The organism is Rhizobium sp. 16-488-2b, assembly GCF_017741815.1.
In the GTDB taxonomy this organism is placed as follows: Bacteria; Pseudomonadota; Alphaproteobacteria; order Rhizobiales; family Rhizobiaceae; genus Rhizobium.
On record NZ_JAGHMF010000017.1, the window covers coordinates 157,480 to 180,095 of the forward strand.

A 22,616-nucleotide genomic window follows, 5' to 3' on the forward strand; every position below is an offset into this window, starting at 1 on the left:
CTTATGCCAGCGGCCGCGGGTTGGGCAGGTAATCCTTGCGGATGTGATGCGCCGCCCAGTAGGCCAGACCGCCGACCATGCCGGTCGGGTTGTACTGCGTGTTCTGCGGGAAGACGTTGGCGCCCATGACGAAGACGTTATGGCAATCCCAGGACTGCAGATAACGGTTGAGAACCGAGGTCTTCGGATCGTCGCCGGTCACCGTGCCGCCGGTATTGTGGGTGGTCTGGTAAGGACGGACGTCGAACATGGCGCCTTCCTTCTTGAAACCTTCCTGCATCGTGGTCGGGTTCATCGACTTGGCGATCGGTTCCATCTTCGACTTCATGAACTGCGTCTGGCGGATTTCGTTTTCGTGCCAGTTATAGGTCATGCGCAGCATCGGACGGCCGTGGCGGTCCTTGTAGGTCGGGTCGAGATCGAGATAGTGGCCGCGATAGGACATGACGGAGCCGTGGGCGCCGATGTTCATCGCATGGCCATACCATTCGCCGATGCCCTTCTTCCAGCCTGCACCCCAGCTTGGCGTGCCCGCAGGAAGCGGCATGGTGTGGCCCGGCTGGCCGTTGGTCTGGCCGGCACGCCAGTAGGCGCCGCCGACAAAGCCTTCCTTGGCGAAGTCGATATTGTCGATGCCGAAATCGTCGATGCAGAAGCCGTTGGCGCCCGTGCCGATGAACGGGTTGAATTCCTCGTCCTTGAAGAACAGCGTGTAGCCGCCGGTGATCTGGTAGGCATAGTTACGGCCGACGACACCTTCGTTGGTGTTCGGATCGTAGGGCTGGCCGATGCCCGAGACGAGCATCAGGTGCACGTTGTTCAGCGCAAAGGCGGTCAGGATCACCAGGTCGGCCGGCTGGAAGACTTCTTCGCCGGTCTTGTGGTCGAAATAGGTAACGCCGGTCGCGGTCTTGCCGTCTTCGGCCTTTTCGACGCGCAGCACTTCCGAGTTGACGCGATACTCGAAGTTCTTCTTGCGCTTCAGGGCGTCGATGATGGCCGTCTGCGGAGAAGACTTCGAATAGTTGTAGCAGCCGTAGCGCTCGCAGAAACCGCAATGGTTACACGGGCCCATCTGCATGTTGTATTCGTTGACGTAATCCTTGGAGGCAATGCCGCCAGGGCTCGGGAACGGGTGGTAGCCCGCAGCCTTCGCCGCATCGCGGAACTTCACCCCATCCCAGGTCGACGGCATGGCCGGCATCGGATAGTCGTTGGAACGCGGCGCCTCGAACGGGTTGCCGCCCTCGACGATCTTGCCGTTGACGTTGCCGGCCTGGCCGGAAATGCCCGCGACCTTCTCGAAGCGATCGAAATGCGGCTCGAGCTCTTCATAGGTCATCGGATAGTCCTGGATCGTCATGTCCTCGGTCATGACGCCTGCGCCGAACTTCTCGGTCACATAGGACTTCAGGCGGTATTCCGACTGCATCGGACGCCAGTTGAGGCCGTTCCAATGGGTGCCGGCGCCGCCGACGCCGGTGCCGAGCAGGAAGGTGCCGAGGCTGCGGTAAGGCAGCGCGGTCTCATCCAGCGAACGGCGAATGGTGACCGTCGTGTTCGCCGGCTTTTCCATCATGCCGTAGCGAATGCCGTACTTCAGCTCATCGATCATGTTCGGGTACTGGAAGTCGGGAACGGTCGCCTGATCGTGACCGCGCTCCAGCGCCAGAACCTCGAGGCCTTCATTGGCAAGCTCGATGCCCATGATCGCGCCCGTCCAGCCGAAGCCGACGAGAACGACGTCTTTTTTCTTTTCTGTGCGTGCCATGATCGTTAGCCCCTTTCGCCGGAGATCGAGACGGGGCCAAGCGGATACTTGACGTTATGCTTGCCGACCCACTCCTTGTAGGAGCCGCGCGCGCCCGGGAAGCCGATATACTTCCAGGCAGCCATACCATGGTTGCCGCCATACATCGGGTCGGAGAAGTAGCCCTCCTTGGTGTTGGCGAGCAGGATCGAGAAGAACTCGCGCAGCTCCGGCTTGATCTTCATCTCGTCCTTCTGGAGCGAGGTGAGCGCCTTGTCCTGCGTTTCCGGGTCAAGCTCGGCGAAGATCTTGCCGTGGGTCTGCTTGCACCACTCGTTGAACACCGGGATCGCCTGCTGGTAGGTTTCCAGCGGGTTGAGCGGGGTCTGCCAGCCGCGCAGCGGGCTAGCCGCCGGCTCATACGGGCCGACCATGTACCAGTCCGACGCCTTGCCGTAGTCGCCGGCGAGCTGCTTGTCGATGAAAACGGGAACGCGCGTCTCGATCGCGCCGGGGCCATCGCCCTCCGACGGAATCAAACGCGCGACCGCAGCCATGACGAAGGCCCACTCCGTGGGCTGAAGACAGTCTGGCTTGTATTCGGTGAGCGCGGCGGGTTCGGGTTTGGTTTCGGCTTTTGCTGCACCGGCAATGCCGGCAATAGCCGCGGTCGCCGCGGAAGCTTTCAGGAAGCTTCTGCGGGACGGCAGGCCCGGGAGGTCTCTCATGATTGGCTCCTTCACGACCGTGGGAGTCGGTCGCTCAAGTTTTGCTGAAGCGTCAATTCAGCGCAGGGCAATTTGACGCTTAGCGCCGTACGCCCGCTGGAGCCGAGTGACAAGCACCGGGAAGTGAAAACTGGTTCTATTTTACCTGAAAACGAGAACTATTTTGCACATGTTCAAACTATGGCGCGATATTTTACGCATGGAACTCTTTATTTGTGGAATTTTCTGCTCAGGTATAACGAGGTGATGAGGCCATGCAGCTGAACGCAAACGCCCGCTGGAAACCGGGCGGGCGTTTGCTGTTCGTTTCAGGCGGTCCTCAGTTCGACCCGGCGGCCGCGACCAGTACCGGCTTTTCGCTGTAATCCCTGGGGAATAGCTGCTTCAGCGCGGCGACCTTCGGCAGGTCGTTGATGACGATATAGGGATAATCAGGATTGTTAGTCAGGAAGTCCTGATGATACCCCTCCGCGACATAGAAACTCTTGCCCGGCTCGATCTTCGTCACGATCGCACCGTCGAAAACCTTGGCATGGTCGAGCTGGTCTATATAGGCCTTCGCCACCTTGGCCTGCTCATCGTTGGCGGGGAAGATCGCCGAGCGATACTGCGTGCCGGTATCCGGCCCCTGGCGGTTCAGCTGCGTCGGATCGTGCGCAACGGAGAAGTAGATCTGCAGCAGCCGGCCGTAACTGACCTTGCTCGGGTCGAACACGACCTTAACGGACTCGGCATGGCCGGTATCACCGCCGCTGACGGTCTCGTACTGCGCGGTCGCCTTCGCCCCGCCGGCATAGCCTGATGTCGCGCTGATCACGCCCTTGACGTGCTGGAACACGCCTTGCACGCCCCAGAAACAGCCGCCAGCGAAAGTTGCCGTTTCGCGCCCGCTTGCTGCCGGCTCGTCGAGGGCGGGTGGCGGGATGACATGCACTTCCTTAGCCACTGATGGCGTCAGCTGCAGCACCAACCCGCCCGCCAGTGCGACGGCGACACCAAAAGCGACCGCTCGAATCGGACGCCGTGTTCTGGATAGTCCGTGACTGTTCATGATGCTTTCCTCTCTGTCGGATGGAAGGTCAAGGCAACGCCATTGAGGCAATAACGCAGACCGGTCGGCTTCGGTCCGTCGTCGAACACATGGCCGAGATGGCCGCCGCAGCGACCGCAATGCACCGCTTCGCGCACCATGCCGAACTGCGTGTCGCGCGTCGTGCCGACGACATGCCTGTCGAGCGGTGCCCAAAAGCTCGGCCACCCCGTGCCGCTGTCGAATTTCGTCGCCGAGGAGAAGGCATCCTGCTCGCAACCCGCGCAGGCGAAATTGCCCTTGCGCTCTTCATGCAGCAGCGCGCTCGTAAAGGGCCGCTCGGTCCCCTCATGGCGTAGAACATCATACTGATCCGCTGTCAGCTTGCGCCGCCATTCGGCATCGCTGTGATTGACGGCAAAGGTTTCAGCGGCAGCGCTCTTCGAGCGTCCGAGGACAAGCGGCAGGCCGATCGCGGCAAGGCCGGTACTAAAGAGTAGTCGACGTCTGTTCAGCATCTCGCGGTCTCCCAAATGGCGTTCGCGTTACTGACAGCATCTACGAGCCGGACGGCGGTTTTGTTACACACCTGATGCAGGAAACGAAAAAGGCGCCGACTTCACAGCCAGCGCCTTGAAAACATCGAAGCGAGAAGCGACGCCCGGTCAGACCGGACGATGCAGGAAAGCCGGCATGCGGGCGCTCTCCGACAGCGTCGAGAGATAGAGCCGCGCCGTGTCGAGCGCCTCGCGGATCGTCACGTCCATATCGAGATAGCGATAGGTGCCAAGGCGGCCGACGAAGGTGACGCCATCTTCCTTCTCCGCACGCGTAACATATTGCGCCAGCTGCTCTTTCTCCTCGACCATCCGGATCGGATAATAGGGAATGTCGTCGGGCCCGCAGGCGCGCGAGAACTCGCGGTAGCAGACCGAACCCTGATGCTCTTCCCACGGAGAGAAATGCTTGTGCTCGGTGATGCGTGTAAACGGCACCGAGGCGTCGCCGTAGTTCATGACCGCGCAGCCCTGGTAGTCGCCATCATAGCTGAAGCGTTCGAAATCCAGCGTCCGGTAGCCGAGCCGCCCCGCCTCATAGTCGAAATAGCCGTCGAGCTGGCCGGAGTAGAAGACGTGGCTGGCATCCTCATGCTCGGCGCGCTCGAACCGCGTGCTCAGTTTCACCGTGATATTGGGATGGTCGAGAATTCGGCCGATCATGTCGGTATAGCCATTCTCGGGCATGCCCTGGAATTTGTGGAAGAAGTAGTTGTCGTCATAGTTGAAGCGCACCGGCAGCCGCTTCAGGATCGAGGCCGGCAGCTCGGTCGGCGAGCAGCCCCACTGCTTCTCGGTATAACCCTTGAAGAAGGCCTCGTAGAGATCCTTGCCGACGAAGCGCATGGCCTGCTCTTCGAAGGTCTGCGGATCGGTGATCGTCTTGTCGGCCTGCTCCTCGATGAACGCCTTCGCCTCATCCGGGCGCAGCGTCTTGCCGAAGAACTGGTTGATCGTGTGCAGATTGACCGGCAGCGAATAAACGCGCTCCTTGCTGGTCGTCTTCACCCGGTTCTTGTAGGGCATGAAGGTCTGGAAGCCGTTGACGTAGTCCCAGACCTCGGCATCGTCGGTATGGAAGATGTGCGGTCCGTAGACATGCACCATCACGCCGGTATCGGCGTCACGCTCGGTGTGGCAGTTGCCGGCGATGTGGTCACGGGCATCAAGGATCTCGACCTTGTGTCCCGCCAGCGCCAGTTCCCGCCCGATCACGGCGCCCGATAGTCCGGCGCCGACGATCACGATCTTTCCATTCCCCTGCATTCTCTAAAGCACCCGTTGCCTGTGGCCTTGCGGCAAGTTGAAACCCCTTGAGGATGGACCGGCGGCGTTAAGCCGTCGGCTCGGTCCACAGGCGCGTATCGATGGCGAGCGGCGCGTAGTCGTTCCACTGCGCGAGCTTCTCGCGGTAGTGGCGGCGATAGCTCGCATCGTCTTCGAACTCGCTGAGGGTCTGCACCAGCTCGGCGCCGATCTCGTAATAGGCCTCGAGGTTGCTGAGGTCAGGCGTCGGCGTCTCGCCGCGCTCGGCTTCGCCCTGCATCTGCCAGAACAGCTCCTCCAGGCGACGGGCGAGACCCGGGATATCCCGAAGCGCACTGCCCTCGCGCTTGTCCTTCAGCGACTGGCGGATAGCGGCCAGGCTTGCACGATCCTTGAAGAAGCCGATAGCGCGCGCAACGTAATCGTCAGGCCCACTGCAGGCGAGCTCCGGCACGCCGGCGGCGGCAACGATGCTGTTGCAGAAGCGCGAGGCAAAGCTCTTGCCCGGAACGGTCAGAACCGGCAGACCCATGGTGATCGCGTCGCCCGCGGTCGAATGCGCGCCGTAGGGGAAGGTGTCGAGGAAGAGATCGGCCAGCGCGATGCGCGCCAGATGATGCGCGTTCGGCGCCTTCGGCGCGAAGATGATCCGCTTGGCATCAATGCCGGCCTTGACGGCGGCCTGCACGAGGCGGTCGTTCACGGCCTCGTCAGCCGCGAGCAGCCACAGCACGCTGCCCGGCGTCGCAGCCAGGATCGTCATCCAGCGCGCGAAGCACGGCTCGCTGATCTTCTGCATGCCGTTGAAGCAGGCGAAGACGAAAGCATCTTCAGGGAGACCCGCCTGCGTGCGCGTCGGCTGCGCGGCGATCTGGCGCTTGCGGTCGATCGGCTGGTTACAGGCGATCCGCAGGACCTTTTCCGTATAGTAGATCTCGTTTTCAACAGGCACGATCGTCTCGTCGGCGATCATGTACTGGTGCACGGGGCTGCCCATGGAACCGGGATAGCCGCAGAAGTTCACGATAACAGGCGCCGGACGATAGGCGAACAGCTTCGTGCGGGCATGCTTGGTGTAACCGTTGACGTCGATCAGGATATCGATTTCGTCCTTGCGGATCAGGTTGGCGGCATCGGTGTCGCTGAGCGCGCTGATATCGCGCCATCCATCGACAGCCGCCTTGATGCGCTCCTGCGTCGCGTCATTGGTGCGCGGCTCGCCGCAGTAATAGCCGAAGATCTCGACCGTCGTCTTGTCGTGCAGCTCCAGCACTTCGCTGAGCGCGAAGCCGACGGCGTGATCGCGCAGATCCGACGAGACATAGCCGACGCGCAGGCGCTGGCCGGTGCCGGTCTTCACGCGCGCGGACTTGCGTGGGAAGGCCGAAAGGTTCGGGCGACCGACAAGCGTCTTGTTGTAGCGATAGGCCTTGGCCAGCTGATAAAGCGGATCGTCGGCGTAGCAGGAGAGCGTCAGCGTCGACATGGCGTCGAGCAGCTGCCGCGCACTGACATGAATCGACGGCGTCAGGATCGGCCACTTGCACTGCCGCTGGCGCAGCGACGTCCAGTGCTGGCCGGCTTCCGGCCGGTTTGGCTGCAGCTCGATCGCCTGCCACAGCGTGGTTTCGGCAGCCTCCAGCACGTTGCCGCCCTCAAGAACGCGGCCGATGTGCTGGAGCGTCATCAGCCGATGCTCGATGCGCTCGCTGGTAATGTCGCTGGTCATCTCGACATAGCTGCGCCATTGCTCGACGGCCTGATGGCCGAGACCGCAATCCTCAAGCGCACGGCCGAGGTTGATATGCGCCGGGCCAAAACGCGGATCGATCTTCAGGCAGGCACGCAGCGCGCTGATCGCGCCGGCCACGTCGCCGGCATTACGCGACACCACGGAATAGTTGAAATAGGCGAGATGCAGCAGCGGATTGTTGTCGTTGAACGCGATCCACGTCTTGTAGAGCTCGGCCGCCTGCTGCCGTTGATCGGCGTTCGCGAGACCTTCCGCGATGGCGATCAGGTCGCCAAGCGACAGGCGTTGATGGCGTGCCTGCTCCAAAATGTTTGCGATTGGAGAGACTTGGCTCGATGCAATTGCGGTGTTCGCGTTCATGGACGTCCTACGGCAAGGGTGGCCGGATGGCCTGAGATCAACAGACGCATGAAAGCGTCGGGTTCCTTGCTACCGGATAGAGCTTGCGTCGGGCTGGCTGATTGGCCTCCACGACGGCATGAGAACGCCTGATATCCAAGGCTGTTCGGCTGGTCCCGGAGAAACGAAAAACGCCGCCCGAGATGATCGGGCGGCGTCTCTATTTTCGTCTATCCGTGACTTAAGAGTTCAGCGCTGCGTAGGCCGCGAGAACCGCGTCGACCTGGGCCGAGTTCAGAGCCGGCACCTGATCCGTGGTGAAGGCGTCGAGCTGATCGGTCGTCCAGGCCGAGAAGTCCTCGGTCTGCAGTCCGGCCAGAGCCTTGGTGCTGATCGCCGCGATTTCGTCGGTCGAGAAGGTCGCGATGTCCTCGCTGGACATTGCGGCAATCTCCGCCGAGCTCATCACCGCGATCTGGCTGCTGGTGAAGGCCTTGATCTGATCGGTGCTCATCGCATCGATCTGGTCCGTCGTCAGCGAAGCCACCTGGTCGGTCTTCAACACAGCCACCTGATCCGTTGTCAGGACTGCGATGTCTGCGGTGCTGAGCGCCGCGACCTGCTTCGCGGACAGTACGCCGAGCTGATCGCTGTTCATGGCAACCATCTTGTCGGTCGACAGCGAGGCGATCTGGCTGGTGGTCAGAAGCGCGATCTGGTTCGTCGTCAGAGCCTTGAACTGATCGGTGGTCATTGCGTCAATGCTGGCCGAGGAGAGTTCCACGATAGCCTTGGTGCTGATGGCCGCGATCTCGTCGGTGGAGAACGAGGAGATATCGTCCGTGTCCATGGCGCCGATCTGGGCAGCGGTGAGAACCGCGACCTGACCGCTCGTCAGCGCCTTGACCTGATCAGAGGACATGGCGGTGATCTGCTCGGTAGTCAACGAAGAGACCTGGGTCGACTTGAGCGCCGCGACGTTGTCGGTGGTCAGAGCTGCCACTTCGTCGGTCGTCAGAGACTTGACCTGCACCGCCGTCAGCGCGCCGACCTGTTCCGAAGACAGGATAGCGATGTTGTCGGTCGTGATCGCAGCAAGCTGGCCGGTCGTCAGCAGTGCAACCTGGCCGGTCTTCAGAGCCTTGACCTGATCGCTGCTGAGCACCTTGATGTCATCAGTGGTCAAACCGGTCAGAGCCTTGGTGCTGATCGAGGCAATCTCGTCTGTCGTGAAGGACGAGACACCATCCGTCGACATGGCGCCGAGCTGAGCCGAGGTCAGTACGCCGATCTGGCTGCTGGTCAGGGCCTTGATCTGATCGGACGACATCGCCGTGATCTGCGCGGTGCTGAGGGCGGCAACCTGGCCGGTCTTCAGCAGAGCCACGTTGTCGGTGGACAGAACCGCGAGGTCGCCGGTGCTGAGTGCCGCGATCTGCCTGGAGCTCAGGACACCGATCTGGTCGCTCGTGAGTGCCACCGCCTTGTCGGTCGTCAGCGACGCGATCTGCGAAGTGCTGAGCAGGGCCACCTGACCGGTGGTGAGCGCAGCGAACTGATCCGTGCCGAGTGCCTCGAGCGTGTCGGTCGACAGAGCCGCGATGATCTTGGTGTTGATCGCCGCGATTTCGTCGGTCGAGAAGGTCGCGATGTCGTCGGTAGACATTGCAGCGAACTCGTCGGCAGTCAGGACGCCGACCTGTGCGCTGGTCAGAGCCTTGATCTGGTCGGAGGACATGGCGCCGATCTGCGTGTTGTTCAGAGCGGAAACCTGGCCCGACGACAGCAAGGCAATGTTGTCGGTGCTCAGAGCCGCGACTTCGTCCGTGGACAGTGCCGCGATCTGGTTCGACTTCAGTGCGCCGACCTGATCGCTGGACAGAAGCGCGACGTTGTCGGTCGTCAGCGCGGCGACCTGTGCCGTGCTGAGCAGAGCAATCTGGCTCGACTTCAGAGCCTTGACCTGGTCGCTGGTCAGCGCGTTGACGTCGGCGGTGCTCAGACCTGCAAGCGCCTTGGTGCTGATGGCCGCGATTTCATCGGTCGAGAAGGACGTGATGTCGTCGGTGGTCATCACCGCGAGCTGGGTCGAGGACATGGCACCGATCTGATCGGCGGTCAGCGCGGTGACCTGATCTGCCGTCAGGGCGTTGAGCTGGTCCGTGGTCATGGCGGCGATCTGACCGGTCTTGAGCAGAGCGACGTTGTCCGTGGAGATGACGGCGATGTCATCCGTGGTCAGAGCGGCGATCTGCTTGGAGTTCAGGGCGCCGAGCTGATCGCTACCCATGGCAGCCATCTTGTCGGTCGACAGCGATGCGACCTGGCTGGTGGTGAGCAGCGCGACCTGGCTCGACTTCAGAGCGGCGAACTGGTTGGTGTCGAGAGCTCCGAGGCTGTCGGTGGAGAGCTGTGCGATGGCCTTCGTGCTGATCGCGCCGACTTCGTCGGTCGAGAATGTCACGATGTCATCGCTCGACATGGCGCCGATCTGGGCGGCCGTCAGAACCGCGACCTGACCGGTCGTCAGTGCCTTCACCTGATCGGTCGACATGGCGTCGATCTGCGCCGTCGTCAGAGCAGCAACCTGCGTGCTCTTCAAGATGCCGACGTTGTCGGTCGAGATCGCAGCGATATCATCGGTCGACAGCGAGGCAAGCTGGCTGGTGCTCAGCGCCAGGATCTGGTCGCTCAGCAGCTTCGTGATGTTGTCGGTCGTCAGCGCGTTCAGCTGGATCGTGCCCATGGCGGCGATCTGGCTGGACTTCAGGGCAACGACCTGATCGCTACCGAGACCGTTGACGGCATCCGTGGTGAGACCCGAAAGCGACTTCGTGCTGATTGCAGCGATTTCGTCGGTGGTGAAGCTCGCGATGTCGTCGCTCGACATAGCATGCAACTGGTTGGATGACAGTGCGGCGACCTGCGTGCTGGTCAGGGCCTTGACCTGGTCGGACGTCATCGCGTCGATCTGCAGGCTGCTCAACGAGGCAATCTGCGTCGTCTTCAGGATGGCGACGTTGTCGGTCGTCAGGGCGGCGAGTTCATCCGTCGAAAGAGCGGCGATCTGCTTCGAGTTCAGGGCGCCGACTTGGTCGCTGCCGAGAACAGCCACCTGGTCCGTCGTCAGCGATGCAACCTGGCCGGTGGTCAGAAGTGCGATCTGGGTCGACTTCAGGGCCTTGACCTGATCGCTATCCAGAGCTGCGAGGCTTTCGGTGGAGAGCTGTGCGATGGCCTTCGTGCTGATCGCACCGATTTCGTCGGTCGTGAACGTCTTGATGTCGTCGCTCGACATCGCGCCGATCTGGCCGGCCGAGAGGACGCCAACCTGGCCGCTCGTCAAAGCCTTGACCTGGTCGGTGGACAGGTGGCCGATCTGGGCCGTCGTCAGGGCGGCGATCTGCGTCGTCTTCAGGATGGCGACGTTGTCGGTGGAGAGAGCGGCAACGGCGTCGCTGGAGAGGCCGGAGAGCTGCTTGGAGGTCAGGGCGACGACCTGGTCGCTCTTCAGGAGGGCGATGTTGTCGGTGGAGATGGCGCCGAGCTGTGCGCTGCTCAGGAGAGCGATCTGGCTCGACTTCAGCGCGACGATCTGATCGCTGCTCAGCGCAGCCACGTCATCGGTGGTCAGACCCGTCAGAGCCTTGGTGCTGATCGCGGCGATTTCATCCGTGGTGAACGAACCGATGCCATCCGTCGACATCGCGTCGAGCTGTGCGGAGCTGAGGACGCCGACCTGCGTGCTGGTCAGAGCCTTGACCTGATCGGACGACATCGAGCCGATCTGCGACGCGCTGAGGGCTGCGACCTGCGTGGTCTTCAGGATAGCGACGTTGTCGGTCGAGAGCGCGCCGATTTCATCAGCGGTGAGCGCTCCGATCTGCTTGGAGTTCAGGGCGCCGACCTGGTCGCTGGTCAGGAGAGCAATGTTGTCGGTGCTGAGCGCGGCGATCTGGCCGGTGCTGAGCAAAGCGATCTGGCTCGACTTCAGGGCGATAGCCTGGTCGCTTTTCAGAGCGCCGATGACGTCGGCCGACAGACCGGAGAGAGCCTTGGTGCTGATGGCTGCGATTTCATCGGTCGTGAAGGTCGCGATGTCGTCGGTGCTGAGGGCAGCAAGCTCCGAGGAGGTCATCGCGCCGATCTGCGCGCTGCTGAGAGCCTTGACCTGATCGGAAGACATAGCGGCGATCTGACCGTTGTTCAGGGCGGCGATCTGGCCGGTCTTCATGGCGGCGACGTTGTCGGTGCTGAGAGCGGCGACATCATCGGTGGTGAGAGCTGCGAGCTGCTTCGAGGTCAGGGCGACGACCTGATCGCTCTTCAGAGCGGCGACCTTTTCGGAGCCAAGCGATGCGACCTGCGAGGTGGTCAGGAGCGCGATCTGGCTGGACTTGAGCGCTGCGAACTGGGTGGTGTCGAGAGCTGCGAGCGTCGCGGTAGACAGGCCGGCCAGCGTCTTCGTGCTTATGGCGGCGATCTCGTCGGTGGTGAAGGTCGCAATGTCATCGGTGGTCAGCGCGCCGAACTGCGCGGAGGACAGGACTGCGGTCTGGGTGGAGCTGAATGCGCCAACCTGGTTGACGTCGAGGGCTGCGAGCTGGTCGGTGGTGAGCGCTGCGACCTGCGTCGTCTTCAGTGCGACGATCTGGTCGGTGTTGAGCGATGCGATGACGTCGGTGGAGAGCGAAGCAAGCTGCTTGGAGCCGAGAGCACCGATCTGCGTGCCGGTAAGAACGCCGACCTGGTCGGAATTCAGCGCGCCGAACTGGGCGCTGCTAAGAAGAGCGATCTGGCTGGTCTTGAGCGCGATGATCTGGTCGCTGGAGAGCGCCGCCATGCTATCGGTGGAGAGGCCGCCGAGAGCCTTCGTGCTGATGGCCGCGATCTCGTCGGTCGAAAACAGCGCGATACCGTCGGAGGAGATGGCGCCGAGCTGAACCGAAGTAAGCGCCGCTGCCTGCGTAGAGGTGAACGCGGCGACCTGGTCGCTAGAGAGGTTGGCGATCTGCGCGGAGGAGAGCGCGCCGAGCTGCGTGGTCTTCAAAACGGCGATCTGGCCGGTCGTGAAGGCGGCAACGTCTTCCGTACCCATGGCAGCGATCTGCTTGGAGGTAAGAGCAGCAACCTGACCGGTCGAAAGCGCGCCAATCAGTTCAGAGCTGAGGTTTGCGACTTCAGTGGTGGAAAGGGCGGCGACCTGAGTGGTGGAGAGGCCACCGAGCTGCGCCGTGGAGAGAACAGCCAGCTGTTCGAGCTTGAGGCCAACCAGCGCGGTCGCCGATACGGCGCTCATCTGCTGGGAGGAAAGAGCAACGAAGTCCTGGGTTTCGATCGCGCCGAGCTGTGTCGAGCTCAAGGCCTTGATCTGCGTTGTCGTGAGCTGCGCCACGTCATCGGAGGAAAGATTTGCGATCGCGGTCGTCGATAGCGCCCGGATCTGATTGACGGTCAGAGAAGTTACAATGGAAGTCATGGACGAGCGCCCCTCGCGTTAGCTGATCAAAAGACATCATCCCGCCCCGTCGGTCGGACGCGCATAGCCGCACTGAAGCCGGCCACACGGCGTCGTCGGCATCGACGATCCGGGTTTCCTGTCGGAACAAAATTGGGTCAAACTAAACATGGCTCGGACGAGCCAGCGCAAAAGGAGGGCATCATGCGCCCAGAGCCAAAGCGACTCTGATCCCTACGCCAATGAACGCGAACTTCTTAACCCCCGGCACCATCTACCAGCGTCCATCATGGACCCACCGGTCAATTGCGCTCCTCGGTAGAGCTATCGCGAGCAGTGAAACTCTTATTCGGCAGTCTTTAATTTCGAGTTAACGTCGCCTGTAACTGAGCTGCACTCTTGTTACAGATTCGGTCGCCGGAAGTTTAAATCGCCAATTTTTTAGATGCAATTGGCACACTCCGTCTTTTTTCAAGCCGAAACGGGACAGTTCGACTGGCGATTGCAACAATGGTTGCCTGCACCAACGGAGGCTCAACGTATCAATTCAAAACGATAGAATAGGAAGGAGAAAAACTCATCCAGAAGCATGATTCTCTTTTTTAATTGTCAGATGATCAATTAGAAATACTATAGAAATAACAACGAATCATCACGGAAACGCAAGTTACCTGACGATCTCGAGCGCCGGATAGCAAATGTCGGCGCGGCACTCCAGCAGCATAGCGCCGCCCACCGGCAAGAATTTCCGACCATTTTTGGGTCTTAGCGCAAATTCGGCTCGTTCGACCGCGCCGGAATGCTGCGGCGCACACCGATTCGTCCCCGAGGCAAGCCCGGCACAAGTAAAATGGCGTTCATGGAGCTATTGGGTGATAGGGACGACTAGAATGCGACTGTCTATATTGATTAGAGGCCATAACTTTCTTGAAAAGGATCGTTTCGGCCTGCCGATGGACGGGCGGGACAACGCCGCGTCCTTGCTCGAAAACGTGATCGCGCCGATCCGCGCGAAGAACCCTGATGCCACGGTCTATCTTGCGACATATGAAAGCCCGGCGCTGGCCGAGTTGCAGGAGAAGTTCGCGCCATGCGAACTGATCCTGCTCGACCCCAACGGCAGCTCGCAGGCCGAGACCTACAAGGAAGCGCTGAAGCACGTCTTCCAGAAGACCGACTACGATGCGCTGGTGGTGGTCCGCTTCGATCTGGCTTTCAAGAAGCCGTTCGACGCCTGGAACCTGAAGGTCGACATCAACAGCATCCACTTTACCTGGAGAGAATATCGCGACTACTGGCGCGATCACCGCCGGGTCGGCGATGCGATCCACGTCATCGGCAAGGCCGCCATTCCCGCCTTCCACAATGCGCTGATCATGAACCAGCTGGCCGGCCGCGGTCATCTGCACATGATGTACTATTATCTCCGCACGATGCACGACAATCTGAAGTTCATCGAGGACGGTTACTTCGACACCAACACGCTGTTCGCCAATCCCGAATGCGACAACCCGCTTTACACGGTCTTCAACCGTCCACGGCTGACCAGCATGGCGGGCAGCACCGGCATGGTCCTGCACGAAATCCGCGCGGAATAACACGCAAGCCCTGTAACAAGAACGCCCGCATCGAGGTCATCGATGCGGGCGTTCTGCTTTATAGCACTGTCATGAAAGTATAGCGCCCGCGAAACCGTCCGCGAGCGCCGTGCTCCAGGTAAATCAGACCAGATACTTGTCGTTCTTGGCGCTGGGGATCTTCACGACGGCAACCGTCGCATCGGTCAGCGCCTCGAACTGGTTGACCTTGCCAGGCTCGATATCGATGATGCTTCCCGCTTCCCACACCTGGTCGATCATCCGGACCGTACCGGAGACGACGAGCGTGATCTCGCGCGCGATCTTGTGGTAATGCGCCGCATCCTTGTCGCCGGCCACGTAATGCTTCACGCCGACCTCGAACGCATCCGTCTTGACGACGGTTGGGTCGAAATCGCCGATGAACCAGCCGCCGATCATGTCGTTGAGGGTGAGTGGCTTCTCGCTCATTTTTCACCTTCCGTGACGGACAGCTCGATCAGCTGACGATCCGACTTGATCGGGTGGAAGTCCTTGGCGTTGATCGGGAAGATCCCGATCTTCTTACCCTCGAGCACCATCTCGTTATAGACGGGGCAGACATAGAACATGTTGTTGTGCCGAGCGTCCTTGCGGATCGCGTTCTTCGCCGCGCGCACGAAGTCCCGTCCCTGGCGGAAATAGTAGAAACCGGCCGTCGCGTTGTCGCTGATCGGATGCTTCTCGGCCGCCTCGACTACCATGTTCTGGTCGTCGAGCCTGACGAAGGAGTAGCGCGGATGCACCGACTTGAAGGTCATCGTGCCGCCGTCAAGCTCGCGCTCCACGAAGTTCTGGATGACGCCGTCGAAGGGAACCGTCAGGAATTCGTCGCCGTTGAGGATCAACAGCGGCTCGTCGTTGTCGATGTAGCCGGCGGCGAGCAGCGCCGTGCAAGCTGCCCCTTCCGTCTTGTCCTCGACCGAGACCACCGCGGCCTCCGGCGACAGCAGGCGCACCACCTCGTCGAGGTGGTAGCGCGCCAGGTCTTTCTTCTGCATCGCCACGATGATGCGGTGGCCGGGGATCTTGGCGCATTCGGCCAGCTGCCGCTGCACCAGGGGCACGCCGTTGATTTCCACCAGCGCGGTCGGATAGGCCTCCATCGCCTGGATGCGAGGCTCGCCGGCTATCAGGATCAGAATATTCATCGCAAGCTCATCAACCGTGGATTTTTCGAATGGTCTCGGTGATCGCGGGATAGTTCACATCCGCGATATCGTTCACCACCATGACATGCGCGCCGGAACCCTTGGCCGCCTTGATGCCGTTCTCGTTGTCCTCGACGATCAGGCATTCCTCGGGCGTCAGGCCCATCATGGTGATCGCCTTGACGTAGATTTCCGGGCTCGGCTTGCCGTGCTTGACGTCTTCGTTGCTGAGCTGGAACTCGAGATAACCGTCGAGTGCGGCTCTCGACATCATCAGCGACACCGTGCTCTTGATCGAGTTCGACGCCACGGCGAGCCGGTATCCGTCTTCTCTCAGCCGCGCCAGCGCGTATTCCTGCTTGAAGGTCGGCTTGCACTTGGTGTGGATCATCTCGGTCGTGTAGAGCTGCTTCATCTCGTTGATGAAACCGTGCAGCGCCTCGGGAAGCCCTCGCGTCGTCGTCAGTATCTCCAGCTTGCGCCGTGTCGGCAGGCCGTCGAAGATCGTCAGATGCTCGTGCAGCGGAATGGTGTATCCGAAGAGCTCGAGCGCCCGGTTCAGCGCCTCATAGTGCCATTCGCGCGCATCGATCAGCACGCCGTCCATGTCGAAGATAATTGCCTTAAGCGTGGTCATGCTGCGTCCCGGCCAGTCAAAATCAGTTGCGCGCGCTCCGGAAAGTCGGTGCAGACGGAAAGCCCGTCCCGCTCGTTGAGCCCCGAAGACACCAGCCAGTGGAGAAATGGTTCATATTCGTCGTGACGACCGTGAAGATCCGGCGCCACCAGCGTGACCGACTTGCCGTCGGCGAGAATGCGCTCGATGAGCGCCGCGTCATACCAGCGCCCCGGCAGGAAGTTGTCGATCCACACACCGGTCACGCCGGGATCATCATATAGCGAGGCCTCGCGCTCATATTCGCTGAGACGCGTGAACGACGTCATCTTGCGCTTCACACCCTGGATGAGATCGGGTACCGATGCATCGAACAGGAAATAGTTGCTGTAGCCTTCGCTCGAGAGCACTTCGGCCAGCATGTCGTGCAGCCCATCCGCCTTGATGTTCAGCGCAAGCAACGGAGAGCCGTGTTGCTTGGCGATCCGGAGCAACTCCGCGAACGAGATCTCCCCCCCGCGCGGAATGTCATGCGAGATGACGATCGAAGGCGCACCGTCTACTTGGCTGTCGCGCACGTCGGTCTCCGTGCCGAAGCCGAGCGAGAAGGAGCGAACGAAGGCCTCGACGGAGTTCTTCTCCTCAGGCGTCTTCCAATAGCCGCGATGGCTGAGAACCTCGATCATAGCGAGGCACCCAGCGACCGCGTCACGTCGACGGACAGAGGCAGGCTCTGGAAATGGGTGAGATCCTCGGGCACGCCGAGACCGTACATGCCGGCATCCACCGAGCCGATCGAGTAGGCGCCGATCTTCGAGCCGTCCTCGATCATGAAATTATAGACCGGCGCCACGTAGAACTCGCCGTTGACGCGGAAGTCGCGCTCGATCATCCGGTCCGCATAGGAAACGAAGTCCGAGCCCTTGCGGAAATTGTAGATCCCGACGGTCGCGTGATCGGAAATCACCTGCTTCTCGACGACGTTGTCGATATAGCCATCGGCGCCGAAGGAAACGAAGCTCCACTTCGGATCATCCGCCGTCATGGTCATGATCATCCCGTCGAGATCACCCATGGCCCGAAGATAATCGTCGATATCGACGTCGATATACTGGTCGCAATTGGCGATCATCATCGGCTGGTCGTTGTCGATCTCGTCGCGCGCGAGAAGCACCGTGCAGGCGGCACCCTCGGTCACCTGCTCGACCAGAAAGATCTCGCAGCCCGGCGCCCAGGCGCGCAGCTTCTCACCCAGCCCGTGCCCACTTACATGGGCGGCCTGGCAGATGAAGATGAAGCGATGCTCGACGGACGGGCGAAGGTTTTCGATCACCAGCCGGATCATCGGCACGCCGTGTACAGGCAAAAGTGGCTTGGGGAGAGTATAGCCGGCCTTGGCGAAGCGGCTTCCGTGCCCTGCCATTGGTACGACGATGTTCAACATTGCGTATATCCCGAATTGTATCAGCTTACACCGTGAGGCGACCCATAGCGGTCGAAGCTGGCGTCACGCTGTCCCGAGTGGGCCAGATGCCCGGCTGAGCAAAGAAACTTGCCCGAAATGAAACGACCCGCGCGGATCGCTCCACGCGGGTCGTTTCATGTATTTTTATTCAGTGTCTGCCAGACGCATGCGGGAAATATTTCACCAGCTTCCGGCTGAGCTGAAGACGACCTCAGGACTTCTTCGTGAAGACCCCGAGATTGATCAGCTGTACGCGCCGATTGTTCGATCCTGTCGTATCCGTGCCCGGGATCGGCATGTATTCGCCGACGCCAACAGCATAAAGCCGCTGCGGATCGACCGCGAAAGTCGTGGACAAAGCCTCCTTGATGGCAGCCGCCCTCTGCTCGCTGAGATCGAGATTGTGCTTCTCATCGCCCGTCGAACTCGAGTGCCCGACCACCAGGAATTTATAGTCCCAGAGGTTCGGATGGTGCAGCGCATCGGCAAGCAGGCCGAGCGTGCGGTAGGAACTCGGCTGGATCGCGACGGAATCATTCTCGAAATTGATCTCGACCACCATCTGCGGCAGCTTGGCGATACGCTTCCAGTTCGGCAGCTCCGACATCTGCTTGCTACCGCCGCCGATCGCCTCCTGCCGCAGGATTTCGAGATCGATGGCAGGCGCTGCGGAGGTCAGCTTGCCGAGCCCCTTGACGATGCGCTCCTGCGACACTTCCTGCGCCGATGCCAGGGCGGGAAAGAGGATAGTCGCCGCCGCGAGAATGATTGCTTTCGAAAGAACCCGCTTCATCGCCTCATCTCCATCCGGCATTGGTGATCGTCTGATTGCATTCGTCGCTGACGCGCGGCTGCTTCTTGATCAGGCAGGCAAGCACAAAGCCGTCTCCCTTGATGCCGTTGCAGCTCTTCGACATGTCGCGCTGGCAGACGCGTTCATAGGCCGTCTGCGCCTGTTCGCGTTGCGTAATCGATTGGAAGACAGTGCCGAGCGAAGCCTTGCAGCTCGGCGAAACCTTCGCCGCGTTCTGCTGCAGGCAATCGGCGATGCGGCCGCTGCCGAGGTTCAGTCCCTTGCACAGTTTCTGGATGTCGGTGCCGCAATCGCTTGCGAGTTTCGTCACCGCATCCGCATAGCTCAAGGTCTGCGCCGAGGCTCCCCAGGCAAGGCCCATGGAGACACACGCAACGGCCGTTATCAGAATCCCTCGTCTTGATCTTTTCATCCTGTCCGTCCCTGACTGGTCACATCGACGGGCGGGACGATGGCATGATGTCGCGCGAATGGAGCGTATATTACCGTAACGCACATCGGTCTCGGCCGGCCGGAATTGGAGCCTTCACACGATTGGAAGGAGGCCAGGATCGACCTCGACGACCGGCATTTGAAGCCGTTTCCAGGCCCTAGCCGTAACATACCGTATCTTACAGCCACCCCCGCGTATCATACTGCCTTCGCTTCTCCATCCGCCCTATCATCTCCTGAGGATGAACTTGGAGGACGTAGAGATGACATCGACGCAGACATCCGCACCCCATTCCATGGCCAGCGCCGAAGAACTACGCAAACGCGCCCTTGAGCTCCAGATCGCCGAAATGGAGCGCGACGAGAAGATCAAGGCGCGAGAAGCTGAAAAGCATGCCGAGTTCGTCGAGGACTTCTTCCGCAAGCATATCGACGAGAAGGAACGCGCGATGATCAAGCGCCTCGTCATGAAGGCCGCAGCGGACGGCAAGTACGAAGCGATGATCTACAGCTTCCCCTCAAGCTTCTGCGACGACGGCGGCCGCGCCATCAACAACAGCCTTCCAGGATGGCAGAAGACGCTTCAGGGCAAGGCGAAGGAGCTTCTCGACCTGTTCGAACAGCTTGCCAAGCCACAGGGCTATGGTTTGAAAGCCATGATCATCGATTTCCCCGGTGGCATGCCCGGCGATGTAGGCCTGTTCCTGACCTGGGAACCCCCGGTAAAATAAAGCCCCGGGAGGGGCAGCAGGAGCGCATCGATTTTGACGGGTGGCGGTTGTTTCGGACAACCGCCACCCGATTGCCTTTCACCCTATTCGGAAACGACCGACCAGTTGTTGTCGGGATTGAAGGTCTTGATCGCCGCCGCCTTCTTCTCCGTCTCCGGCCCGAGGTCGCGCTGGTAGATGACGCTCATGCCGTTCGCGATGAATGTCTGCACACCCGTCTCCCGGTACTTGACCGGCCAGGCGATCACCGCGAAGCCCGCCGTCATGTGACCGTTGACGATATAGCTCTGCTTGCCGCCAAGCACGTTGTCGCCCTGCCCCGTCAGGATCCGGTAGCGATATCCGAAGTAGCCCTCGCCGCGCTTGGCCTTGCCGAAGGCAGCCGTCTCGATCAGCGGACCGGCCGGGCTATCCTCGTCACCGGGGCCTGCCTGCCAGTACAGACCGTCCCGCTTGCCGGGCGAACTGATCAGCTTCTGCGCATACTCGTAGATGCCAGAACCAGTCCGATCCTCGGAGGCATAGATGTGCTGGGCAATCACGAAATTATGGATGGTCTCGATCGTCGCGAGTTCGTTCTCGCCGATGCGGCGATTGACGATCTCCTCCAGACCGATGCGCGTGTCGAAGGTCCACTTGTCGTCGGCGCCTTTCGTCAGCGGAAACGGCAGCGGCCAGAGCCTGTCGCCGATGGCGACGACCTTGCGCCCATCTAGGTCCTCCAGCTTCATCAGCCGCGACGCACCCTCGCGGATCAGCGCGTAGCTGACCATCGCCGCGTTGTTGTCCTTGAGCTTGTCGGCCTTCAGGCCGAGCAGCTCCGCAAGTCCGTTCACGTCGTTTGCCGCAAGCACCGTCTTCAGCTTGTCGAGCGCCATGTCAGGCGTGTCGAAGGACGGTTGCGGCGCCTTGCCGATGAACTCCGACAGGCCGGTCTGCGCCAAGGACGGACTTGCGAACGTCAAGAGCAGGACCACACCAACCAGCAAACGCATCAACTTCAGTCGCAATGTCATGGTTACCTCCATTGGCTTGGGAAACCCGGTCCGGTTCTATCGTCTTCCACCACCGCCACGACCGCCGCCACCGCGCCCACCGCCCCCGCCACCATGAGATCTGGGTGGCGGGCGACTGGCCCGTGGAGCCCCGCGCTGGCCGCCGCCCATGCTCTGCCCGCCACGCTGGGACGCGATCGCGTCACGACGTCCTGACGATTGCGGGTTGCCGAGCGCGTTGGGCTGCCGTGGGCGGTTGTCGGGCCTCGCCGCCATCTTCGGCGCCCCGGATTTTTTCTTCACATTGCCCGCGGACTTCGATGGGCGATTGGCCCCGGCATTGCCGGGACGGGCGTCCGGCCGAGATGCATTCGCGGGACGGTTCCCGGCATTCGGCCGGTCCGCCGGCCTGTTGGCGATGCCCGGCTTGCCGTTGGCCTTCAGGCCGTTGACCGTCCCTTTGCGGATGTCGTCGGCGCGCGCGGCCGTGTTGCGCCCCCCTGCCCCGATATCCGCCCGGCGTTCGCCGACCTGGTTCTTCAGCTGGTTGCGCTTGTCGCCTTCAAGGCCGGACTTGATCGCCGTCCGATCCAGATTGGCGAACTGGCTCTTGTCGATGCTGAGCTTGCTGCGATCGACCTTCGTCCAGTCGACATCGTTCCACTTGACCTTGCCGTTGAAATTCCGGTCGTTGAAGCAGTTGTTGCAGTCGATATCGACGTCGCCGTTCCACCGGCCGCCCCAGACACCCCAGTCGTCCCACTTGACGATCGCCGCCCAGGCGACACCGGTGACAGCCCCCGCGAAGAACGCGGCGCCCGGATAGTAGTAGTTGTCATAGGAACTTGGATAATAGGAGATCGGCTCTGCCGCGTAGCCGGGCTCGTAGAGCATCTGCGGCTCATATTGCGGGATGTAGACCTTCTGAGGATCGGTCGGGCGGATCACCACGTTGTTGTTTTCGGTGACGACGGTCACCTTGTCGTCCGTCTTGATGATGTTCTTCGCCACCGCCTCGTCGCGCAGCTGCTGGATGGCAACGAGCACATCCTTCTGCTGGTTGGTCAGCGCATCGCCGAGCTTTTGCGTCCAGTCGAGGTCGTCGCTCATCATCTTCACGATGTCGGGATAGTTGAGCAACGAAATGATGCTGCCGTCCCAGTCATCCTTCGGCTTGAGATCGGCGCTTTTCTTCTTCGCCTCGAGGAAGCGTTGCGCCTCGATGATCTGCAGCGGGAAAAGCGACGCAGCCGAAATCGCGGCGACCAGCTCGTCCGGATAGAGCGCGATACGGGCGACCAGTACCTCCAGCTCATCCTCGGACAAAAGGTCGGTCGCAGCTACCGGGGCCGCGGGCGCTGGCGCGGCAGCGGGAGCAGCCGTTTGCGCGAACACGAAAGGCGCCGGCTGCATGGAAATAAAGGCCAGCGCCGTCAAGCCAGTTGTCAGGCCGGCGGTTAGTCTGAACGATCTTGATTTCATGACGCGTCGACCTTTCCGTGCAAATGGCGATGAATGCTGTTCTTGACACGATCCGTGCCGGGCCGCGTCCGGGCGCTCAGAAGCGCTTGAGCGATACGACGTTCGATTGCGACAGCGCCTCGCCGATTTCGCTGAGAAGCGCTTTCTCCAGTTCCTTGTATTCCTGCCGACGCGCCTCCCGCTCCGTGCGCGGAAGGTCGTCGAGGTGGGCCAGCGTCTCCAGGATCACCGCGAGGTCCTCGCACATGCTGCGGAACGTTTCGCTCACCTGGTAGAGATGCCGAACCCTCTTGGCCTTCTCAGGGAAATGGACCTCGGCGACGGCGAGAGCGGACAGTCGCGGTACATTGCTTTCTCTCCAGCTCATCGCACGCCCCCACCGCCGACCTCCCCCCAGGAAGACCAGCTGATTATAGGGCGGTTGAGCGCGGGC

At 61.1% G+C, this 22,616-nt stretch carries 19 protein-coding genes; 2 read left to right on the plus strand and 17 right to left on the minus strand.

Annotated elements, in window-relative coordinates; genetic code table 11:
• Window position 1 precedes the first annotated feature (1 nt).
• The 7 genes from J5286_RS17155 to J5286_RS17185 form a co-directional block, all read right to left on the minus strand.
• Window positions 2–1,771 (minus strand): GMC family oxidoreductase, encoded by a 1,770-nt coding sequence (locus J5286_RS17155; protein ID WP_112945301.1) that lies wholly within the window; start codon window positions 1,769–1,771, stop codon window positions 2–4.
• A gap of 5 nt (window positions 1,772–1,776) precedes the next feature.
• Complete coding sequence (locus J5286_RS17160) at window positions 1,777–2,478, minus strand: gluconate 2-dehydrogenase subunit 3 family protein (protein ID WP_047513995.1); 702 nt, start codon at window positions 2,476–2,478, stop codon at window positions 1,777–1,779.
• A gap of 319 nt (window positions 2,479–2,797) precedes the next feature.
• On the minus strand, window positions 2,798–3,529 hold the full coding sequence (msrA, locus tag J5286_RS17165; RefSeq protein WP_209191418.1) for a peptide-methionine (S)-S-oxide reductase MsrA: 732 nt from the start codon (window positions 3,527–3,529) through the stop codon (window positions 2,798–2,800).
• Window positions 3,526–4,026 (minus strand): peptide-methionine (R)-S-oxide reductase MsrB, encoded by a 501-nt coding sequence (gene msrB, locus J5286_RS17170; RefSeq protein ID WP_209191419.1) that lies wholly within the window; start codon window positions 4,024–4,026, stop codon window positions 3,526–3,528. The genes msrA and msrB overlap by 4 nt, the downstream gene beginning before the upstream one ends.
• A 147-nt stretch (window positions 4,027–4,173) precedes the next feature.
• Window positions 4,174–5,331 (minus strand): UDP-galactopyranose mutase, encoded by a 1,158-nt coding sequence (gene glf, locus J5286_RS17175; RefSeq protein ID WP_209191420.1) that lies wholly within the window; start codon window positions 5,329–5,331, stop codon window positions 4,174–4,176.
• Between the two features lie 67 nt (window positions 5,332–5,398).
• Window positions 5,399–7,444, minus strand: coding sequence for an O-linked N-acetylglucosamine transferase, SPINDLY family protein (locus J5286_RS17180; RefSeq protein WP_209191421.1), 2,046 nt, complete (start codon window positions 7,442–7,444; stop codon window positions 5,399–5,401).
• A 220-nt stretch (window positions 7,445–7,664) separates the two neighbouring features.
• Window positions 7,665–12,902 carry a beta strand repeat-containing protein gene (locus J5286_RS17185; protein ID WP_209191422.1) on the minus strand — a complete coding sequence of 1,746 codons (5,238 nt, stop codon included), beginning with the start codon at window positions 12,900–12,902 and terminating at the stop codon, window positions 7,665–7,667.
• An 869-nt stretch (window positions 12,903–13,771) separates the two neighbouring features.
• On the opposite strand from J5286_RS17185, the gene J5286_RS17190 reads away from it, so the two are divergent.
• Complete coding sequence (locus J5286_RS17190) at window positions 13,772–14,479, plus strand: hypothetical protein (protein ID WP_209191423.1); 708 nt, start codon at window positions 13,772–13,774, stop codon at window positions 14,477–14,479.
• Between the two features lie 123 nt (window positions 14,480–14,602).
• Here the strand turns inward: J5286_RS17190 and J5286_RS17195 are convergent, their stop codons facing one another.
• From J5286_RS17195 to J5286_RS17225, 7 genes are all read right to left on the minus strand, one after another.
• On the minus strand, window positions 14,603–14,929 hold the full coding sequence (locus J5286_RS17195; RefSeq protein WP_209191424.1) for a cupin domain-containing protein: 327 nt from the start codon (window positions 14,927–14,929) through the stop codon (window positions 14,603–14,605).
• Window positions 14,926–15,648: a glycosyltransferase family 2 protein gene (locus tag J5286_RS17200; protein WP_209191425.1), complete on the minus strand. Its 723-nt coding sequence runs from the start codon at window positions 15,646–15,648 to the stop codon at window positions 14,926–14,928. The genes J5286_RS17195 and J5286_RS17200 overlap by 4 nt, the downstream gene beginning before the upstream one ends.
• Window positions 15,649–15,658: 10 nt before the next feature.
• Window positions 15,659–16,285: an HAD family hydrolase gene (locus J5286_RS17205; RefSeq protein ID WP_018896997.1), complete on the minus strand. Its 627-nt coding sequence runs from the start codon at window positions 16,283–16,285 to the stop codon at window positions 15,659–15,661.
• Window positions 16,282–16,950, minus strand: a complete 669-nt coding sequence (locus tag J5286_RS17210; RefSeq protein ID WP_209191426.1) for a PI-PLC domain-containing protein — start codon at window positions 16,948–16,950, stop codon at window positions 16,282–16,284. The genes J5286_RS17205 and J5286_RS17210 overlap by 4 nt, the downstream gene beginning before the upstream one ends.
• Entirely contained in the window at window positions 16,947–17,708 is a 762-nt protein-coding gene (locus J5286_RS17215; protein ID WP_209191427.1) for a glycosyltransferase family 2 protein, read from the minus strand. Before J5286_RS17215 ends, J5286_RS17210 begins: the two co-directional genes overlap by 4 nt.
• A gap of 232 nt (window positions 17,709–17,940) precedes the next feature.
• A complete protein-coding gene (locus J5286_RS17220; RefSeq protein WP_209191428.1) occupies window positions 17,941–18,522 on the minus strand; it encodes an OmpA family protein in 582 nt (193 codons plus the stop codon).
• A 4-nt stretch (window positions 18,523–18,526) separates the two neighbouring features.
• Window positions 18,527–18,955, minus strand: a complete 429-nt coding sequence (locus J5286_RS17225) for a hypothetical protein (protein ID WP_245206187.1) — start codon at window positions 18,953–18,955, stop codon at window positions 18,527–18,529.
• A gap of 316 nt (window positions 18,956–19,271) precedes the next feature.
• Here J5286_RS17225 and J5286_RS17230 point away from each other — a divergent pair, with 316 nt between their 5' ends.
• A complete protein-coding gene (locus J5286_RS17230; protein ID WP_402928721.1) occupies window positions 19,272–19,706 on the plus strand; it encodes a hypothetical protein in 435 nt (144 codons plus the stop codon).
• Between the two features lie 83 nt (window positions 19,707–19,789).
• On the opposite strand, the gene J5286_RS17235 is transcribed toward J5286_RS17230, so the two are convergent.
• The 3 genes from J5286_RS17235 to J5286_RS17245 form a co-directional block, all read right to left on the minus strand.
• Window positions 19,790–20,722, minus strand: coding sequence for a DUF2950 domain-containing protein (locus J5286_RS17235; RefSeq protein WP_209191429.1), 933 nt, complete (start codon window positions 20,720–20,722; stop codon window positions 19,790–19,792).
• A gap of 36 nt (window positions 20,723–20,758) precedes the next feature.
• Window positions 20,759–22,183: a DUF3300 domain-containing protein gene (locus J5286_RS17240; RefSeq protein WP_209191430.1), complete on the minus strand. Its 1,425-nt coding sequence runs from the start codon at window positions 22,181–22,183 to the stop codon at window positions 20,759–20,761.
• Window positions 22,184–22,259: 76 nt separating this feature from the next.
• Window positions 22,260–22,550, minus strand: a complete 291-nt coding sequence (locus J5286_RS17245; protein WP_209191431.1) for a hypothetical protein — start codon at window positions 22,548–22,550, stop codon at window positions 22,260–22,262.
• Window positions 22,551–22,616: the final 66 nt, after the last annotated feature.